The organism is Escherichia sp. TW09308, from assembly GCF_000208565.1.
Lineage (GTDB): Bacteria > Pseudomonadota > Gammaproteobacteria > Enterobacterales > Enterobacteriaceae > Escherichia > Escherichia marmotae.
On the sequence record NZ_AEME01000001.1, the window covers coordinates 4,083,593 to 4,100,569 of the forward strand.

A 16,977-nucleotide genomic window follows, 5' to 3' on the forward strand; every position below is an offset into this window, starting at 1 on the left:
TTGTATATCAGCCGGCAATGCCGGTGGGCTTTCTGTATTCATAATCTGCCTGTAAAACGAGTGCCCTGTGCGTGAAAAGGGATGGGCGGTAGCGTGTCAGAACATGTCGGGAGGAATATTCCGTGAGTGATGAAGCCGATGAAGCATATTCAGTGACAGAACAACTGACCATGACAGGAATAAACCGGATACGCCAGAAAATAAATGTTCATGGTATTCCTGTTTATCTTTGTGAAGCATGCGGAAATCCTATTCCGGAAGCCCGGCGGAAAATATTTCCCGGTGTGACGTTGTGCGTTGAATGTCAGGCGTATCAGGAAAGGCAGAGGAAACACTATGCATAAATCAGAAAATGAAAAAATAGATTTTATTCTGGATGAGCATGAGCGGATATTCAGAAAACAGGGTTCTTTGTGTATGGCACTGGGTAAGGGCTTTTTAGTTATAGCTATTCTTTGTGGTGTTGCCACATTCTGTGTTTCTGGCCTGTATCTGAAATCCCTGTGCCTGTCTGTTGCCTGCTGTTGTGGGGTATTCAGTCGTATTTTTAATTATTACAGCGTACCGGAGGAATCACGCATGGTACTCAGTCGTCAGGAATTACTCCGGCTTATGCGTCTGACTGAAGACGTACCAGATGTGAGACAGGAACTGCTTAACCGTTTGTTGTCCGGTAAAAAACTGACTGGTCGGGATGAAAAGGATATCCGGCGTCTCTGGCAGGAGAAAGTGGATGCAATGCAGGAGTCTGCCACCCGTCAGCGTGAACAGGATACTATTCGGAAGTTTACTGGAGGGAATAAATCCGAATGAGAATCTGCAGTGTTTTATGACCTCATAAGTTAACTGAAGGGATATTCAGTGATTAATATACAAGCGGAGGTAATAAAGAATGCATACCTTTATTTTTCTTGTGCTGATAAAAATATTAACGGTGGCGGAAGCTGGAATATTACACCCATGCCAAATACGGATGTATGCGTGCAGGTTCTTCGGACAATCGAAGCGCACGGAGGCAGGGGCTTAGGAAATACAGGGGAGTGTATTGAAGTTAAAACAAATGAACCTTTGAACAACGTGATGGAAACACTGAATGGTGGTGGGCAATGAGTGCTTACTGCTTCGAAGGAAAATGAAATGAAGCCGATATATTTAAAATATTTTCTGTCTTTTGTATTTGTTGGTGTTATGGCTATGATTGTATGTATTCCTTTTTACATCGTTTACCTTGCGCAACAACCTGCAACACCAGAACAACTGACAGAGATTTTACAGGAAACTCCCTGTGCAGCAGAAGCATTTCAGGAGACACTTAATTATCAGTCTGAACCTTTAACCATTGGTAAGGCAAATAAAATCGCATCAGAATGCAGAAAAAGAAATGAAATGGCAGAGGCGCGACGGGTAAGAGAAAATGAGCGCAATAAAATACGCGAAAAACAACTTCAGGCATTAAATGATGCTCATTCAGTAAAGGAACGTTAATCCTGGTTTCCTGTTAAAAGCCTCCATTTCTTATTTTGTGCTGTGGTTTTAAGAATGGCACTGCGTGATATATCCACGGCCACAGACTGATATTTTCCTTTTTTAAACGTACTAAGGAATACTCATATGAGTAATAACCCACTTGAGGCCGTCACTCAGGCGGTGAACTCCCTTGTCACCGCACTGAAACTGCCTGACGAATCCGCAAAGGCCAATGAAGTTCTGGGCGAAATGAGCTTCCCGCAGTTCAGTCGTCTGCTGCCGTACCGTGATTACAACCAGGAATCCGGTCTGTTCATGAATGACACCACGATGGGCTTTATGCTGGAAGCCATTCCCATCAATGGGGCGAATGAGTCCATTGTGGAGGCCCTCGATCACATGCTGCGCACCAAACTGCCGCGCGGGGTGCCGTTCTGCATCCATCTGATGTCCAGTCAGCTGGTTGGTGACAGGATTGAATACGGGCTGCGTGAGTTCTCCTGGTCGGGTGAACAGGCTGAACGGTTTAACGCCATTACCCGGGCTTATTATATGAATGCGGCAGCGACACAGTTTCCGCTGCCGGAGGGGATGAATCTGCCCCTGACCCTGCGCCATTACCGGGTATTCTTCTCGTACTGTTCTCCCTCGAAGAAAAAAAGCCGGGCTGATATTCTGGAAATGGAAAACCTGGTGAAAATCATCCGGGCGTCGTTACAGGGGGCCAGTATCACCACACAGGCGGTGGATGCACAGGCCTTTATCGATATTGTCGGGGAGATGATTAACCATAACCCGGACTCCCTGTATCCGAAAAGACGTCAGCTGGACCCGTATTCTGATCTGAATTATCAGTGTGTGGAGGACAGTTTTGACCTGAAAGTCCGGGCGGATTACCTGACGCTGGGCCTGCGTGAGAAGGGCAGGAACAGCACGGCCCGCATCCTGAATTTCCATCTGGCCCGTAACCCGGAAATCGCCTTCCTGTGGAACATGGCCGACAACTACAGCAACCTGCTGAACCCGGAACTGTCCATCTCCTGTCCGTTCATCCTGACGCTGACTCTGGTGGTGGAAGACCAGGTGAAAACCCACAGCGAAGCCAACCTGAAGTACATGGACCTGGAGAAAAAGTCGAAGACCTCCTATGCCAAATGGTTTCCGTCCGTGGAGAAAGAGGCGAAGGAGTGGGGGGAACTGCGTCAGCGGCTGGGCTCCGGTCAGTCCTCTGTCGTGTCCTACTTCCTCAACATCACAGCCTTCTGCAAGGACAATAATGAAACGGCACTGGAAGTGGAGCAGGACATCCTGAACAGCTTCCGTAAAAACGGTTTTGAGCTGATTTCACCGCGCTTTAACCACATGCGCAATTTCCTGACCTGTCTGCCCTTTATGGCCGGGAAAGGGTTGTTTAAACAGCTGAAAGAGGCCGGAGTGGTTCAGCGCGCAGAGAGCTTTAATGTTGCCAACCTGATGCCGTTAGTGGCGGATAACCCCCTGACACCGGCAGGTCTGCTGGCACCCACCTACCGTAACCAGCTGGCGTTTATCGATATTTTCTTCCGGGGGATGAATAACACCAACTACAACATGGCGGTCTGTGGCACCTCCGGGGCTGGTAAAACCGGGCTGATACAGCCACTTATCCGCAGCGTGCTGGACTCCGGAGGCTTTGCCGTGGTGTTCGACATGGGGGATGGATACAAGTCCCTGTGTGAGAACATGGGCGGGGTGTATCTGGACGGTGAAACCCTGCGCTTTAACCCGTTTGCGAACATCACCGATATTGACCAGTCAGCGGAGCGTGTCCGCGACCAGCTGTCGGTGATGGCCAGCCCCAACGGTAACCTGGATGAAGTGCATGAAGGTCTGCTGTTGCAGGCGGTCAGAGCCTCCTGGCTGGCCAAAGAGAACAGAGCACGTATTGATGACGTGGTGGATTTCCTGAAAAACGCCAGTGACAGCGAGCAGTATGCCGAGTCACCGACTATCCGCAGCCGTCTGGACGAAATGATTGTGCTGCTTGACCAGTACACTGCCAACGGCACTTACGGCCAGTATTTTAACTCTGATGAGCCGTCCCTGCGGGATGACGCAAAAATGGTGGTGCTGGAGCTGGGCGGACTGGAAGACCGTCCGTCACTGCTGGTTGCGGTGATGTTCTCCCTGATTATCTACATCGAGAACAGGATGTACCGCACGCCGCGTAACCTCAAGAAACTGAACGTTATTGATGAAGGCTGGCGTCTGCTGGACTTCAAAAATCACAAGGTCGGTGAATTTATTGAGAAAGGCTACCGTACCGCCCGCCGTCATACCGGTGCCTATATCACCATCACACAGAACATCGTCGACTTTGACTCTGACAAGGCCTCCAGTGCGGCCCGTGCAGCATGGGGTAACTCCTCCTACAAAATTATCCTCAAACAGAGTGCGAAGGAGTTCGCGAAATACAACCAGCTGTATCCGGACCAGTTCCTGCCACTGCAGCGCGACATGATTGGTAAGTTTGGTGCGGCCAAAGACCAGTGGTTCAGTTCCTTCCTGCTGCAGGTGGAGAACCACTCCTCCTGGCACCGTCTGTTTGTGGACCCGTTAAGCCGCGCCATGTACAGCTCTGACGGCCCGGATTTTGAGTTTGTGCAGCAGAAGCGTAAAGAGGGGCTGAGTATTCATGAGGCGGTGTGGCAGCTGGCGTGGAAGAAGTCAGGGCCGGAGATGGCTTCGCTGGAAGCCTGGCTGGAAGAACATGAGAAATACAGGAGTGTTGCATGACCACAACGCAAAAAACGACTGACGTTACAGCCCGTCGACGCAGCCACTGGTGGTGGACGGTGCCGGGATGTCTGGCAATGGTGTTACTGAACGCAGCCATCAGTTACGGCATTGTCAGACTGAACGCACCGGTGACTGTCGCCTTCAACATGAAACAGACCGTGGATGCGTTTTTTGACAGCGCCAGTCAGAAACAACTGTCAGAAGCACAGTCAAAAGCCCTTTCAGCGCGTTTTAACACGGCACTGGAAGCCAGCCTGCAGGCATGGCAGCAGAAACACCACGCGGTCATTCTGGTGTCGCCTGCCGTGGTACAGGGGGCTCCGGATATCACCCGGGAAATCCAGCAGGATATCGCCCGGCGAATGAGGGCGGAGCCATGAGATGCCGGGGGCTGATTGCCCTGCTGATATGGGGGCAGAGTGTGGCCGCCGCCGATCTTGGTACCTGGGGCGATCTGTGGCCGGTAAAGGAGCCGGACATGCTGACGGTGATCATGCAGCGCCTGACGGCACTGGAGCAGTCCGGTGAGATGGGCCGGAAAATGGATGCCTTTAAGGAGCGGGTGATCCGTAACAGCCTGCGGCCCCCTGCCGTGCCCGGTATCGGACGCACGGAGAAATACGGCAGCCGGTTGTTTGACCCGTCCGTCAGACTGGCTGCGGATATCCGGGATAACGAAGGGCGGGTGTTTGCCCGTCAGGGTGAAGTGATGAATCCGCTGCAGTATGTTCCTTTTAACCAGACGCTGTATTTCATCAATGGCGATGATCCGGCGCAGGTGGCCTGGATGAAACGCCAGACGCCGCCCACACTGGAGAGCAAAATTATCCTCGTGCAGGGCAGTATCCCGGAGATGCAGAAGTCTCTGGACAGCCGTGTTTACTTTGACCAGAACGGTGTGCTCTGCCAGCGCCTCGGCATTGATCAGGTCCCGGCACGGGTGAGCGCCGTTCCCGGCGATCGCTTCCTGAAGGTGGAATTTATTCCGGCAGAGGAGGGCAGAAAATGAAGCGAAGCCTGTGGATGCTGATGTTATTCCTTCTCGCCGGTCATGTCCCTGCAGCGTCTGCGGATTCTGCCTGTGAGGGGCGTTTTGTAAACCCGATCACGGATATCTGCTGGAGCTGTATTTTCCCGCTCTCGCTGGGCAGTATCAAAGTCAGTCAGGGTAAGGTCCCCGATACGGCGAACCCGTCGATGCCCATTCAGATTTGTCCGGCACCGCCGCCGCTGTTCAGGCGTATCGGGCTGGCCATTGGTTACTGGGAGCCGATGGCGCTGACGGACGTCACCCGGTCACCGGGATGCATGGTGAACCTGGGCTTCAGCCTGCCGGCTTTTGGTAAAACGGCACAGGGAACGGCGAAAAAAGATGAGAAGCAGGTGAACGGGGCGTTCTATCACGTTCACTGGTACAAATACCCGCTGACGTACTGGCTTAACATCATCACATCGCTGGGCTGTCTGGAAGGTGGTGACCTGGATATCGCTTATCTTTCTGAAATTGACCCCACCTGGACGGACAGCAGCCTGACCACCATTCTCAATCCGGAAGCTGTCATCTTTGCCAATCCGATAGCACAGGGGGCCTGTGCAGCAGATGCCATTGCCAGCGCCTTTAATATGCCTCTCGATGTTCTGTTCTGGTGTGCCGGTTCGCAGGGCAGTATGTACCCGTTCAATGGCTGGGTGAGTAATGAGTCCAGTCCGTTGCAGTCCTCCCTGCTGGTCAGTGAACGCATGGCGTTCAAGCTGCACCGTCAGGGCATGATTATGGAAACCATCGGGAAAAATAACGCCGTCTGTAATGAATATCCGTCCCCAATCCTGCCCAAAGAACGCTGGCGTTACCAGATGGTGAATATGTACCCGGACAGCGGACAGTGCCACCCGTTCGGGCGCAGTGTGACCCGCTGGGAAACCGGGAAAAATCCGCCCAATACAAAGAAAAACTTCGGCTACCTGATGTGGCGTAAACGTAACTGTGTCTTCCTGTGAGGTGAATGATGAAGCTGAGTATGAAATCTCTGGCAGCACTGCTGATGATGCTGAACGGGGCGGTTATGGCGTCAGAAAACGTGAACACTCCTGAAAACCGCCAGTTCCTGAAGCAGCAGGAAAATTTAAGCAGACAACTGCGTGAAAAACCTGACCATCAGCTGAAAGCCTGGGCGGAGAAACAGGTGCTGGAAAACCCCCTTCAGCGTTCAGATAACCATTTCCTGGATGAGCTGGTTCGTAAACAGCAGGCTTCGCAGGACGGGAAACCCCGGCAGGGTGCTCTGTATTTTGTGTCGTTTTCCATTCCCGAAGAGGGGCTGAAACGAATGCTGGGCGAAACCCGGCACTACGGTATACCCGCCACACTGCGGGGCATGGTGAACAATGACCTGAAGACCACCGCTGAAGCCGTGCTGTCCCTGGTGAAAGACGGCGCGACTGATGGTGTTCAGATCGACCCGACGCTGTTTTCACAGTACGGCATTCGCAGTGTACCGGCACTGGTGGTGTTCTGCAGTCAGGGATACGACATCATCCGGGGAAACCTGCGGGTCGGCCAGGCGCTGGAGAAAGTGGCCGCCACGGGTGACTGCCGGCAGGTGGCTCATGATTTACTGGCAGGGAAAGGAGATTCCGGGAAATGAAACGTATTTTACCTCTGATACTGGCTCTGGTTGCCGGCATGGCACAGGCTGACAGCAACAGTGATTACCGGGCCGGTTCTGATTTTGCTCACCAGATCAAAGGACAGGGAAGCAGCAGTATTCAGGGCTTTAAGCCACAGGAGAGTATCCCCGGCTATAACGCGAATCCGGACGAGACAAAATACTACGGTGGCGTGACTGCCGGCGGGGATGGCGGCCTGAAAAATGACGGCACCACGGAATGGGCGACCGGTGAAACCGGAAAAACCATCACAGAGTCATTCATGAACAAGCCGAAAGACATTCTTTCACCGGATGCACCGTTTATCCAGACCGGCAGGGATGTGGTGAACCGGGCTGACAGCATTGTGGGAAACACCGGGCAGCAGTGCAGTGCGCAGGAGATTAGCCGGAGTGAATACACGAATTACACCTGTGAGAGGGATTTACAGGTGGAGCAGTACTGCACACGAACTGCCCGTATGGAGCTGCAGGGGAGTACCACATGGGAAACCCGGACGCTGGAGTATGAAATGAGTCAGCTACCTGCACGTGAAGTGAATGGTCAGTATGTTGTCTCCATTACCTCTCCCGTTACCGGTGAAATTGTCGATGCGCATTACAGCTGGAGTCGTACTTACCTGCAGAAGAGTGTACCTATGACAATTACAGTACTGGGAACCCCACTGAGCTGGAATGCCAAATACTCAGCAGATGCCTCATTTACACCAGTACAGAAAACACTGACTGCCGGTGTTGCTTTTACGTCATCTCACCCCGTCCGGGTCGGGAATACAAAATTCAGACGTCATACGGCAATGAAGCTGCGTCTGGTTGTCAGGGTAAAAAAAGCCTCGTACACCCCGTATGTTGTCTGGTCTGAAAGCTGCCCGTTCAGCAAGGAGCTGGGGAAACTGACAAAAACAGAATGTACGGAGGCTGGCGGGAACAGGACGCTGGTGAAAGATGGTCAGTCATACAGCATGTACCAGAGCTGCTGGGCATACCGGGACACGTATGTCACACAGTCAGCAGACAAGGGAACCTGTCAGACCTACACCGACAATCCTGCCTGTACCCTGGTGTCACACCAGTGCGCCTTTTACTCCGAAGAAGGTGCCTGTCTGCATGAATATGCCACGTACTCCTGTGAGTCAAAAACATCCGGGAAAGTGATGGTCTGTGGGGGAGACGTCTTCTGTCTCGATGGCGAATGCGATAAGGCTCAGAGCGGGAAGAGTAATGATTTTGCCGAAGCCGTTTCTCAGCTGGCGGCACTGGCCGCAGCAGGTAAGGATGTTGCGGCGCTGAACGGGGTGGATGTCCGTGCTTTCACCGGTCAGGCGAAATTTTGTAAGAAGGCTGCAGCCGGATACAGCAACTGCTGTAAGGACAGCGGCTGGGGGCAGGATATCGGGCTGGCCAAATGCAGCAGTGATGAAAAAGCCCTGGCTAAAGCAAAATCAAACAAACTGACCGTCAGTGTCGGAGAGTTCTGTTCGAAGAAAGTGCTGGGTGTCTGCCTGGAGAAAAAACGCAGTTACTGTCAGTTTGATTCGAAGCTGGCGCAGATAGTCCAGCAGCAGGGGCGCAACGGACAGCTGCGTATCAGTTTTGGCAGTGCGAAGCATCCTGACTGTCGGGGGATTACGGTTGATGAGCTGCAGAAAATTCAGTTCGACAGACTGGATTTCACTAACTTCTACGAAGACCTGATGAATAACCAGAAAATCCCGGACAGTGGTGTTCTGACGCAGAAAGTGAAAGAGCAGATTGCTGACCAGCTGAAACAGGCAGGACAGTAAGGTATGGAAAATAACCGGGGAAATGATGAAAGTCATATTCACGTCGAACCGTTTTATTGATTTTCTTATCCGGCTTTTGATTACAGCGATTGTCATTTCCCCGGTAATTATCTGGTCGTGGGATACGGTAAAAGAAACCACAGCAGGTGAGATGCTTGCTGCCTGTTTTGTTATTTTTTACTCCGGTGTGCTCCTGTTTATTCTGTATTTTTGTTTTTCTGCCCTGACTGACCTGCAGAAATCTGATGAAAGAAAAAGTGATGAAAGGAATGAAGATGAATAAAGCATTACTGCCACTGTTACTCTGCTGCTTTATTTTTCCGGCGTCAGGGAAAGATGCAGGCTGGCAGTGGTATAACGAGAAAATAAATCCAAAGGAAAAAGAAAATAAACCTGTACCTGCAGTCCCACGTCAGGAGCCGGATATTATGCAGAAACTGGCCGCACTGCAGACGGCAACAAAGCGGGCGCTGTACGAAGCTATTCTGTATCCCGGCGTGGATAATTTTGTGAAATATTTCCGGCTGCAGAATTACTGGACTCAGCAGGCCGGGCTTTTCACCATGAGCGCCAAAAAAGCCATGCTGGCGCATCCCGAACTGGACTATAACCTGCAGTACAGCCATTACAACGGCACGGTACGGAACCAGCTGGCGGCAGACCAGGCGCAGCAGCGACAGGCTATTGCGAAACTGGCTGAACACTACGGCATCATGTTTTTTTACCGGGGGCAGGACCCCATCGACGGGCAGCTGGCGCAGGTCATTAATGGCTTCAGGGATACCTATGGTCTGAGTGTTATTCCCGTTTCCGTGGATGGTGTGATTAATCCGCTGTTGCCGGATTCCCGGACTGACCAGGGGCAGGCGCAGCGCCTCGGCGTGAAATATTTCCCGGCCATGATGCTGGTTGACCCGAAACAGGGCAGTGTTCGTCCGTTATCATACGGTTTTATTTCGCAGGACGACCTGGCAAAACAGTTCCTGAACGTTTCTGAAGATTTTAAACCCAATTTTTAATCGCGGATTTGATTTATGAGTGAAGATTGTTTGAAAATGTTTACAGGTGTTGTTCTGTTAATGTTTGTCATTATTGCCGGTTATTTCTTTTCTGAGCGTAATGACAGGAAAATGTTTCTCCTGAGCTCACTGGTTTTCCTTGTTATTAATATCGCGTGTTTATATGTGCTGACTGCCAGTCTCTGGTTTCTGTGTGGTGCAATTATGAATCAGGGCGCAGCAATGGTTGTTCCAATGGTTATTGGCTCATTACCGAACGTTACGAGCTTCGACGGGTTCAGAAGAATATTTATCTGTATTATGTTGTCATCAGTATGGTCCGGAGTGATGTGGTTTTTTATAAGGGGGCTTATGACAGGCTAAGTCATATAAAACGGTAATAAAAACCATACAAAATAATGAGGTTGATCTGATTAATATCACACAAACGCGAATATTACAGACATAAATACTCTCATGTAAATAATAACCGGAGTTTAACATGATAAGTAAACGCAGATTCTCTTTACCCCGGCTTGATATTACGGGAATGTGGGTATTTTCCCTGGGTGTCTGGTTTCATATCGTCGCCCGTCTTGTTTACAGCAAACCCTGGATGGCTTTTTTTCTGGCGGAGTTGATTGCGGCCATCCTTGTGCTGTTCGGCGCATACCAGGTGCTGGATGCATGGATTGCCCGTGTCAGCCGGGAAGAGCGTGAGGCACTGGAAGCCAGGCAACAGGCCATGATGGAAGGGCAGCAGGAGGGCAGACATGTCTCTCATTAAATCACTGTTGTTCACCCTGTTGCTGGCAGCCGCTGCCGTGCAGGCCTCCACCCGGGATGAAATTGAACGACTCTGGAATCCGCAGGGCATGGCCGCGCAGCCTGCACAACCGGCAGCAGGCACGTCAGCCAGGACAGAAAAGCCAGCCCCCCGCTGGTTCCGCCTCAGCAACGGCAGGCAGGTTAACCTGGCCGACTGGAAGGTGGTGCTGTTTATGCAGGGGCATTGCCCTTACTGTCACCAGTTTGACCCGGTACTGAAACAGCTGGCACAGCAGTACGGCTTTTCCGTTTTTCCCTACACCCTGGATGGTCAGGGGGATACGGCCTTTCCGGAGGCATTGCCGGTGCCACCGGACGTGATGCAGACCTTCTTCCCTAATATCCCGGTGGCCACACCGACCACCTTCCTGGTCAACGTCAACACGCTTGAGGCATTACCGCTTTTACAGGGGGCAACGGATGCCGCCGGTTTTATGGCGCGGATGGATACCGTTCTGCAGATGTACGGAGGAAAAAAAGGTGCGAAATAAGCAGGTGGTGTTACTCATTGCCGGAATATCCGGCATCGCGACGGGAATAATCGTCAGCCTGAATATCCCCTTTATCCATCAGGGGCTTTTTTATCCCGCCAGCCCTGTAGAAATTGTCGTTTCGCTGTGCCTTACCTTTTCTGTTTCTGTTGTGTTTTTTGTGGGGGCAATTGTGGGATGGATTTCGGTGTCTGAAATATATTACAGCCGCAGGACTGGACGGAAATATCGGGATATTCCTGCTGAAATGTCGTATGCGCCGGGAGAACAAATTAAGGGAGGGCAAGAATGATGCCACGCATTAAACCTCTTCTGGTTCTTTGTGCTGCTTTACTGACGGTCACACCCGCAGCGTCAGCGGATGTGAACAGCGACATGAATCAGTTCTTTAACAAGCTGGGCTTCGCCTCCAATACCACACAGCCGGGCGTCTGGCAGGGGCAGGCCGCCGGTTATGCTTACGGTGGCTCCCTGTATGCCCGTACTCAGGTCAAAAATGTTCAGCTGATTTCCATGACGCTGCCGGATATCAATGCCGGATGTGGCGGCATCGACGCCTATCTCGGCTCGTTCAGTTTTATTAATGGCGAGCAGCTGCAGCGTTTTGTTAAGCAGATTATGAGCAATGCTGCCGGTTACTTTTTTGACCTTGCCCTGCAGACAACGGTGCCGGAAATCAAAACCGCAAAAGACTTCCTGCAGAAAATGGCAAGCGACATTAACAGTATGAACCTCAGTTCCTGCCAGGCGGCACAGGGGATAATCGGCGGGCTTTTCCCCCGGACGCAGGTGTCCCAGCAGAAAGTCTGTCAGGACATTGCCGGTGAGAGCAATATTTTTGCTGACTGGGCGGCTTCCCGGCAGGGATGTACCGTTGGCGGGAAATCTGACAGTGTCAGGGATAAAGCCAGCGACAAGGATAAGGAGCGGGTGACCAAAAACATCAACATCATGTGGAATGCGCTTTCCAAAAACAGAATGTTTGACGGCAACAAAGAGCTGAAAGAGTTTGTGATGACGCTGACCGGCTCACTGGTGTTTGGTCCTAACGGCGAAATCACACCCTTGTCAGCCAGAACCACTGACCGCTCAATTATCCGGGCCATGATGGAAGGCGGCACAGCAAAAATTTATCACTGCAACGATTCTGATAAATGCCTGAAAGTGGTGGCAGACACACCGGTGACCATCAGCCGGGATAATGCACTGAAGTCTCAGATTACTAAACTTCTGGCCAGCATTCAGAACAAGGCGGTCAGTGACACGCCTCTGGATGACAAGGAAAAAGGCTTTATTTCCAGTACCACCATCCCCGTCTTCAAATACCTGGTTGACCCGCAAATGCTCGGTGTTTCCAACAGTATGATTTACCAGCTGACGGACTATATCGGTTACGACATCCTGCTGCAGTACATTCAGGAGCTGATACAGCAGGCCCGGGCGATGGTGGCCACAGGAAATTATGACGAAGCAGTTATCGAACATATTAACGACAACATGAATGATGCCACCCGGCAGATTGCGGCGTTTCAGTCACAGGTGCAGGTACAGCAGGATGCGCTGCTGGTTGTCGATCGTCAGATGAGCTACATGCGTCAGCAGCTTTCCGCCCGCATGCTCAGTCGTTACCAGAACAACTATCACTTCGGAGGGAGCACGTTGTGAATGAAGTTTATGTGATTGCCGGTGGTGAGTGGTTGCGGAATAACCTGAATGCCATTGCCGCCTTTATGGGAACCAGAACGTGGGATTCCATTGAAAAAATTGCGCTCACATTGTCTGTTCTCGCGGTGGCCGTGATGTGGGTACAGCGGCACAACGTGATGGATTTGCTGGGCTGGGTGGCCGTGTTTGTACTTATCAGCCTGCTGGTTAATGTCCGCACATCGGTGCAGATTATTGATAACAGTGACCTGGTCAAAGTTCACCGGGTGGATAATGTGCCGGTCGGACTGGCGATGCCACTTTCACTGACGACCCGTATCGGGCATGCAATGGTGGCCAGTTACGAGATGATCTTCACGCAACCGGACAGTGTCACCTACAGCAAAACGGGGATGCTGTTTGGCGCAGAACTGGTATCAAAAAGCACCGACTTTTTGTCCCGGAATCCGGAAATCGCCAATCTTTTCCAGGATTATGTGCAGAACTGCGTGATGGGGGATATTTACCTGAACCACAAATACACGCTGGAGGAGCTGATGGCCTCCGCTGATCCCTACACGCTGATTTTTTCCCGCCCCAGCCCGCTGCGGGGCGTTTATGACAGCAATAATAATTTCGTGACCTGTAAGGACGCTTCGGTTTCGCTGAAAGACAAGCTGAATCTGGACACACAGAGTGGCGGAAAAACCTGGCATTATTATGCCCAGCAGCTATTTGGTGGACGCCCTGATCCTAACCTGCTGTTCAGTACGCTGATTGGCGACAGTTACAGTTACTTCTATGGCTCAAGTAAATCAGCCAGCCAGATCATCCGCCAGAATGTCACCATCAATGCGCTGAAGGAGGGGATCACCAGTTATGCCGCACGTAATGGTGATTCGGCCAGCCTGGTGAATCTGGCCACCACATCATCGATGGAGAAGCAACGTCTGGCACATGTCTCCATCGGTCATGTGGCGATGCGGACACTGCCCATGACGCAGACCATCCTGACGGGGATCGCCATCGGTATTTTCCCGCTCCTGGTACTGGCGGCTGTCTTCAACAAACTGACGCTGTCCGTCCTGAAAGGCTATGTGTTTGCCCTGATGTGGTTGCAGTCATGGCCAATGTTGTACGCCATTCTGAACAGCGCCATGACATTTTATGCAAAGCAGAATGGTGCACCGGTGGTGCTCTCGGAAATTTCACAGATACAGCTGAAATACTCCGATCTGGCTTCCACTGCCGGGTATCTTTCCATGATGATCCCGCCATTATCCTGGATGATGGTCAGGGGACTCGGGGCCGGATTTTCCAGTGTGTACAGCCATTTCGCTTCCTCTGCTATCAGCCCGACTGCCAGTGCGGCAGGCAGTGTGGTTGACGGTAATTACTCCTACGGCAACATGCAGACGGAAAACGTGAACGGATTCAGCTGGAGCACCAACAGCACCACGTCGTTTGGTCAGATGATGTACCAGACCGGCAGTGGCGCAACCGCCACACAGACCCGTGACGGTAATATGGTGATGGATGCAAGCGGAGCGATGTCCCGTTTACCGGTCGGTATCAATGCAACGCGTCAGATTGCGGCGGCACAACAGGAAATGGCCCGGGAAGCATCGAACAGAGCAGAAAGTGCCCTGCATGGGTTCAGCAGCAGTATTGCCAGTGCCTGGAACACGCTCAGTCAGTTTGGTTCTAACCGGGGGAGCAGTGATTCTGTCACCGGTGGTGCTGACAGCACGATGAGTGCTCAGGACTCCATGATGGCCAGCCGTATGCGCAGTGCAGTGGAAAGCTATGCGAAGGCGCATAATATCAGTAATGAGCAGGCGACTCAGGAACTGGCATCAACAAGTACCAGGCTATCTGGTGGAATGTATGCTGATGCTCATGCTGAATGGGGGGTTAAACCTAAAATTCTTGGTGTTGGTGGTGGGGTAGGCATCAGAGGTGGATTTAAGGGGAGCCTGGATGCAACGGATGATGACTCACATTCAGCAAGTAGTGGCAGCAGGGCTACCCATGATGCTCGCCATGATATCGATGCTAAAGCCAGTAAGGACTTTAAAGAGGCCAGCGATTACTTTACCAGTCGCAAAGTCAGTGAATCCGGCAGCCATACTGACAATAATGCCGATTCCCGCGTGGACCAGTTGTCTGCAGCCCTGAACTCAGCGAAACAGAGTTACGACCAGTACACGACGAATATGACCCGCAGCCATGAATATGCTGAAATGGCATCCCGTACTGAAAGCATGAGTGGGCAGATGAGCGAAGATTTGTCGCAACAGTTTGCACAGTATGTGATGAAACACGCACCGCAGGATGCCGAAGCTATTCTGACAAACACCAGTTCACCGGAGATTGCAGAACGCCGTCGGGCGATGGCATGGTCTTTTGTTCAGGAACAGGTGCAGCCTGGTGTTGATAATGCCTGGCGTGAATCCCGTGGGGATATTGGTAAAGGAATGGAGAGCGTACCTTCGGGTGGTGGCAGCCAGGATATTATTGCTGACCATCAGGGGCATCAGGCCATTATTGATCAAAGAACGCAGGACAGTAATATCCGTAATGATGTAAAACATCAGGTTGATAATATGGTCACAGAATATAAAGGGAATATCGGAGATACTCAGAATAGTATTCATGGCGAAGAAAATATTGTAGACAGACAATATTCAGAGTTAAAAAATAATCACAAACAGGAAGAAATTCAACAAAACAACAGATATAATGAAGAAAATAAACGACAGAAATTAATGCCAACACCGTCTGAAGATGCGTTAAAACAGATGGTGGATGATAAGAAAGAACGATTGAAGGGGCCATTATGATCACTCACTATGATATAAAAATGGAGATGCAAAAACTAAAGGAGGTACTCTCTGTAGAGGGTGTTAATATCCCATCATTATTACAAGTCATAAAACCGGGAACTTATGTGTTTTTATGGGTTTTATTATGGCCAACTTTTCTGCGTTTAGTATCGGTTAAAAGTGATGTCAGGGATGTTGGCTTTGATATATGTGCTAGTGGAATGATGGGGTTCCTGCTTTTTGTGGCTATTACAAATGGAATGATGTTATACCTTGCGATTCCTGATAGTTTCAGAAAGGATTCAAAAATAATAAATTTTATGTATTCTAAGAGTAAGACATATATTTTGTTGTTTTTGATTGTTTTTTCTATGGTTTCATTTATGCATTCTATCTTATATGTTTTTGCACTAATGATTACATTCATATTATTTTTCTTGGTGTATACCATAGATATAAATCGTTATAATCTCTCAGCTATAGCCTCAGTAATAGGACTGTTCAAAAAAGAGTCTGTTAGTTAAAAGGATATTTTGGATGAAAACAAAAAAATTGATGATGGTTGCACTGGTCAGTTCCACTCTGGCTCTTTCAGGGTGTGGTGCGATGAGCACAGCAATCAAGAAGCGTAACCTTGAGGTGAAGACTCAGATGAGTGAGACCATCTGGCTTGAACCCGCCAGCGAACGCACGGTATTTCTGCAGATCAAAAACACGTCTGATAAAGACATGAGTGGGCTGCAGGGCAAAATTGCTGATGCTGTGAAAGCAAAAGGATATCAGGTGGTGACTTCTCCGGATAAAGCCTACTACTGGATTCAGGCGAATGTGCTGAAGGCCGATAAGATGGATCTGCGGGAGTCTCAGGGATGGCTGAACCGTGGTTATGAAGGCGCAGCAGTTGGTGCAGCGTTAGGTGCCGGTATCACCGGATATAATTCCAGTTCTGCCGGTGCCACACTCGGTGTGGGCCTTGCTGCCGGTCTGGTGGGTATGGCTGCAGATGCGATGGTGGAAGATGTGAACTATACCATGATCACGGATGTGCAGATTGCAGAGCGTACTAAGGCAACGGTGACAACGGATAATGTTGCCGCCCTGCGTCAGGGCACATCAGGTGCGAAAATTCAGACCAGTACTGAAACAGGTAACCAGCATAAATACCAGACCCGTGTGGTCTCAAATGCGAACAAGGTTAACCTGAAATTTGAAGAGGCGAAGCCTGTTCTCGAAGACCAGCTGGCCAAATCAATCGCAAATATTCTCTGATTATCTTCCGGAGGCTGGTCTGACCGGCCTCCTGACTGACGCCTCGCTTTGCTCGTTGTCCAACCCCGGAAAGAAATAAAATAAATTTTATTTCTCCCCGGCGTTTCCGAAATAAATATGAAAACACTGAGCGGTTGTGCAAATTCTTTGTGCGACCGTGAAGTGTTGCCGGCGAAGCCGGAATTTAACGGTTATTAATCTTTTCATCATTAATAATCAGTCCGACT

The 16,977-nt window shown here is 50.7% G+C and carries 19 protein-coding genes and 1 pseudogene; all 20 read left to right on the forward strand.

Features of this window, described 5'->3' with window-relative positions; genetic code table 11:
- The first annotated feature begins 122 nt into the window (after positions 1-122).
- On the forward strand, positions 123-344 hold the full coding sequence (gene traR, locus ESM_RS1000000127210; protein ID WP_001278695.1) for a conjugal transfer protein TraR: 222 nt from the start codon (positions 123-125) through the stop codon (positions 342-344).
- Positions 337-813 carry a hypothetical protein gene (locus ESM_RS0119785; protein ID WP_000549579.1) on the forward strand — a complete coding sequence of 159 codons (477 nt, stop codon included), beginning with the start codon at positions 337-339 and terminating at the stop codon, positions 811-813. Before traR ends, ESM_RS0119785 begins: the two co-directional genes overlap by 8 nt.
- A gap of 79 nt (positions 814-892) precedes the next feature.
- Positions 893-1,110 (forward strand): annotated as a pseudogene (locus tag ESM_RS0119790) (hypothetical protein).
- A gap of 27 nt (positions 1,111-1,137) precedes the next feature.
- The gene (locus tag ESM_RS1000000128575; protein ID WP_000802783.1) at positions 1,138-1,485 is read left to right on the forward strand and encodes a hypothetical protein; all 348 of its coding nucleotides are present in this window, start codon (positions 1,138-1,140) and stop codon (positions 1,483-1,485) included.
- Between the two features lie 126 nt (positions 1,486-1,611).
- A complete protein-coding gene (traC, locus tag ESM_RS0119800; RefSeq protein ID WP_000069764.1) occupies positions 1,612-4,242 on the forward strand; it encodes a type IV secretion system protein TraC in 2,631 nt (876 codons plus the stop codon).
- Positions 4,239-4,625 carry a type-F conjugative transfer system protein TrbI gene (gene trbI / locus ESM_RS0119805; protein ID WP_000214097.1) on the forward strand — a complete coding sequence of 129 codons (387 nt, stop codon included), beginning with the start codon at positions 4,239-4,241 and terminating at the stop codon, positions 4,623-4,625. The genes traC and trbI overlap by 4 nt, the downstream gene beginning before the upstream one ends.
- Positions 4,622-5,254, forward strand: coding sequence for a type-F conjugative transfer system protein TraW (gene traW / locus ESM_RS0119810; protein WP_001203720.1), 633 nt, complete (start codon positions 4,622-4,624; stop codon positions 5,252-5,254). The genes trbI and traW overlap by 4 nt, the downstream gene beginning before the upstream one ends.
- Positions 5,251-6,243: a conjugal transfer pilus assembly protein TraU gene (gene traU, locus ESM_RS0119815; RefSeq protein ID WP_000830854.1), complete on the forward strand. Its 993-nt coding sequence runs from the start codon at positions 5,251-5,253 to the stop codon at positions 6,241-6,243. Before traW ends, traU begins: the two co-directional genes overlap by 4 nt.
- Before the next feature lie 8 nt (positions 6,244-6,251).
- Positions 6,252-6,890, forward strand: a complete 639-nt coding sequence (gene trbC, locus ESM_RS0119820; protein WP_000777692.1) for a type-F conjugative transfer system pilin assembly protein TrbC — start codon at positions 6,252-6,254, stop codon at positions 6,888-6,890.
- Positions 6,887-8,695: a type-F conjugative transfer system mating-pair stabilization protein TraN gene (traN, locus tag ESM_RS0119825; protein ID WP_000821843.1), complete on the forward strand. Its 1,809-nt coding sequence runs from the start codon at positions 6,887-6,889 to the stop codon at positions 8,693-8,695. The genes trbC and traN overlap by 4 nt, the downstream gene beginning before the upstream one ends.
- 25 nt (positions 8,696-8,720) lie before the next feature.
- On the forward strand, positions 8,721-8,978 hold the full coding sequence (locus ESM_RS0119830) for a conjugal transfer protein TrbE (RefSeq protein WP_000864328.1): 258 nt from the start codon (positions 8,721-8,723) through the stop codon (positions 8,976-8,978).
- On the forward strand, positions 8,971-9,714 hold the full coding sequence (traF, locus tag ESM_RS0119835; RefSeq protein WP_001030390.1) for a type-F conjugative transfer system pilin assembly protein TraF: 744 nt from the start codon (positions 8,971-8,973) through the stop codon (positions 9,712-9,714). The genes ESM_RS0119830 and traF overlap by 8 nt, the downstream gene beginning before the upstream one ends.
- A 15-nt stretch (positions 9,715-9,729) precedes the next feature.
- A complete protein-coding gene (gene trbA, locus ESM_RS0119840; RefSeq protein WP_001287679.1) occupies positions 9,730-10,077 on the forward strand; it encodes a conjugal transfer protein TrbA in 348 nt (115 codons plus the stop codon).
- A gap of 118 nt (positions 10,078-10,195) precedes the next feature.
- Entirely contained in the window at positions 10,196-10,480 is a 285-nt protein-coding gene (gene traQ / locus ESM_RS0119845) for a type-F conjugative transfer system pilin chaperone TraQ (protein WP_000624110.1), read from the forward strand.
- Positions 10,467-11,012, forward strand: a complete 546-nt coding sequence (trbB, locus tag ESM_RS0119850) for a type-F conjugative transfer system pilin assembly thiol-disulfide isomerase TrbB (protein WP_000052618.1) — start codon at positions 10,467-10,469, stop codon at positions 11,010-11,012. Before traQ ends, trbB begins: the two co-directional genes overlap by 14 nt.
- Entirely contained in the window at positions 10,942-11,304 is a 363-nt protein-coding gene (trbJ, locus tag ESM_RS0119855; protein ID WP_010379880.1) for a P-type conjugative transfer protein TrbJ, read from the forward strand. Before trbB ends, trbJ begins: the two co-directional genes overlap by 71 nt.
- Positions 11,304-12,677 (forward strand): conjugal transfer pilus assembly protein TraH, encoded by a 1,374-nt coding sequence (gene traH / locus ESM_RS0119860; protein WP_001137358.1) that lies wholly within the window; start codon positions 11,304-11,306, stop codon positions 12,675-12,677. Before trbJ ends, traH begins: the two co-directional genes overlap by 1 nt.
- Complete coding sequence (gene traG / locus ESM_RS0119865) at positions 12,674-15,499, forward strand: conjugal transfer mating-pair stabilization protein TraG (RefSeq protein ID WP_001007030.1); 2,826 nt, start codon at positions 12,674-12,676, stop codon at positions 15,497-15,499. Before traH ends, traG begins: the two co-directional genes overlap by 4 nt.
- Positions 15,496-16,005, forward strand: coding sequence for a conjugal transfer entry exclusion protein TraS (gene traS, locus ESM_RS0119870; RefSeq protein ID WP_000628099.1), 510 nt, complete (start codon positions 15,496-15,498; stop codon positions 16,003-16,005). The genes traG and traS overlap by 4 nt, the downstream gene beginning before the upstream one ends.
- Before the next feature lie 13 nt (positions 16,006-16,018).
- The gene (traT, locus tag ESM_RS0119875) at positions 16,019-16,750 is read left to right on the forward strand and encodes a conjugal transfer complement resistance protein TraT (RefSeq protein WP_000850424.1); all 732 of its coding nucleotides are present in this window, start codon (positions 16,019-16,021) and stop codon (positions 16,748-16,750) included.
- The last annotated feature ends 227 nt before the right edge of the window (positions 16,751-16,977 follow it).

Excerpts from the sequence above, each read along its gene's own strand:
- trbB (WP_000052618.1), top strand. The coding sequence starts at position 10,467 with ATGTCTCTCATTAAATCACTGTTGTTCACCCTGTTGCTGGCAGCCGCT.
- traT (WP_000850424.1), top strand. The coding sequence starts at position 16,019 with ATGAAAACAAAAAAATTGATGATGGTTGCACTGGTCAGTTCCACTCTG.
- trbJ (WP_010379880.1), top strand. The coding sequence starts at position 10,942 with ATGCCGCCGGTTTTATGGCGCGGATGGATACCGTTCTGCAGATGTACG.
- traC (WP_000069764.1), top strand. The coding sequence starts at position 1,612 with ATGAGTAATAACCCACTTGAGGCCGTCACTCAGGCGGTGAACTCCCTT.
- ESM_RS0119785 (WP_000549579.1), top strand. The coding sequence starts at position 337 with ATGCATAAATCAGAAAATGAAAAAATAGATTTTATTCTGGATGAGCAT.
- traS (WP_000628099.1), top strand. The coding sequence starts at position 15,496 with ATGATCACTCACTATGATATAAAAATGGAGATGCAAAAACTAAAGGAG.
- traF (WP_001030390.1), top strand. The coding sequence starts at position 8,971 with ATGAATAAAGCATTACTGCCACTGTTACTCTGCTGCTTTATTTTTCCG.
- traN (WP_000821843.1), top strand. The coding sequence starts at position 6,887 with ATGAAACGTATTTTACCTCTGATACTGGCTCTGGTTGCCGGCATGGCA.
- trbC (WP_000777692.1), top strand. The coding sequence starts at position 6,252 with ATGAAGCTGAGTATGAAATCTCTGGCAGCACTGCTGATGATGCTGAAC.
- traH (WP_001137358.1), top strand. The coding sequence starts at position 11,304 with ATGCCACGCATTAAACCTCTTCTGGTTCTTTGTGCTGCTTTACTGACG.
- traW (WP_001203720.1), top strand. The coding sequence starts at position 4,622 with ATGAGATGCCGGGGGCTGATTGCCCTGCTGATATGGGGGCAGAGTGTG.
- trbA (WP_001287679.1), top strand. The coding sequence starts at position 9,730 with ATGAGTGAAGATTGTTTGAAAATGTTTACAGGTGTTGTTCTGTTAATG.
- ESM_RS0119830 (WP_000864328.1), top strand. The coding sequence starts at position 8,721 with ATGAAAGTCATATTCACGTCGAACCGTTTTATTGATTTTCTTATCCGG.
- trbI (WP_000214097.1), top strand. The coding sequence starts at position 4,239 with ATGACCACAACGCAAAAAACGACTGACGTTACAGCCCGTCGACGCAGC.
- traU (WP_000830854.1), top strand. The coding sequence starts at position 5,251 with ATGAAGCGAAGCCTGTGGATGCTGATGTTATTCCTTCTCGCCGGTCAT.
- ESM_RS1000000128575 (WP_000802783.1), top strand. The coding sequence starts at position 1,138 with ATGAAGCCGATATATTTAAAATATTTTCTGTCTTTTGTATTTGTTGGT.
- traQ (WP_000624110.1), top strand. The coding sequence starts at position 10,196 with ATGATAAGTAAACGCAGATTCTCTTTACCCCGGCTTGATATTACGGGA.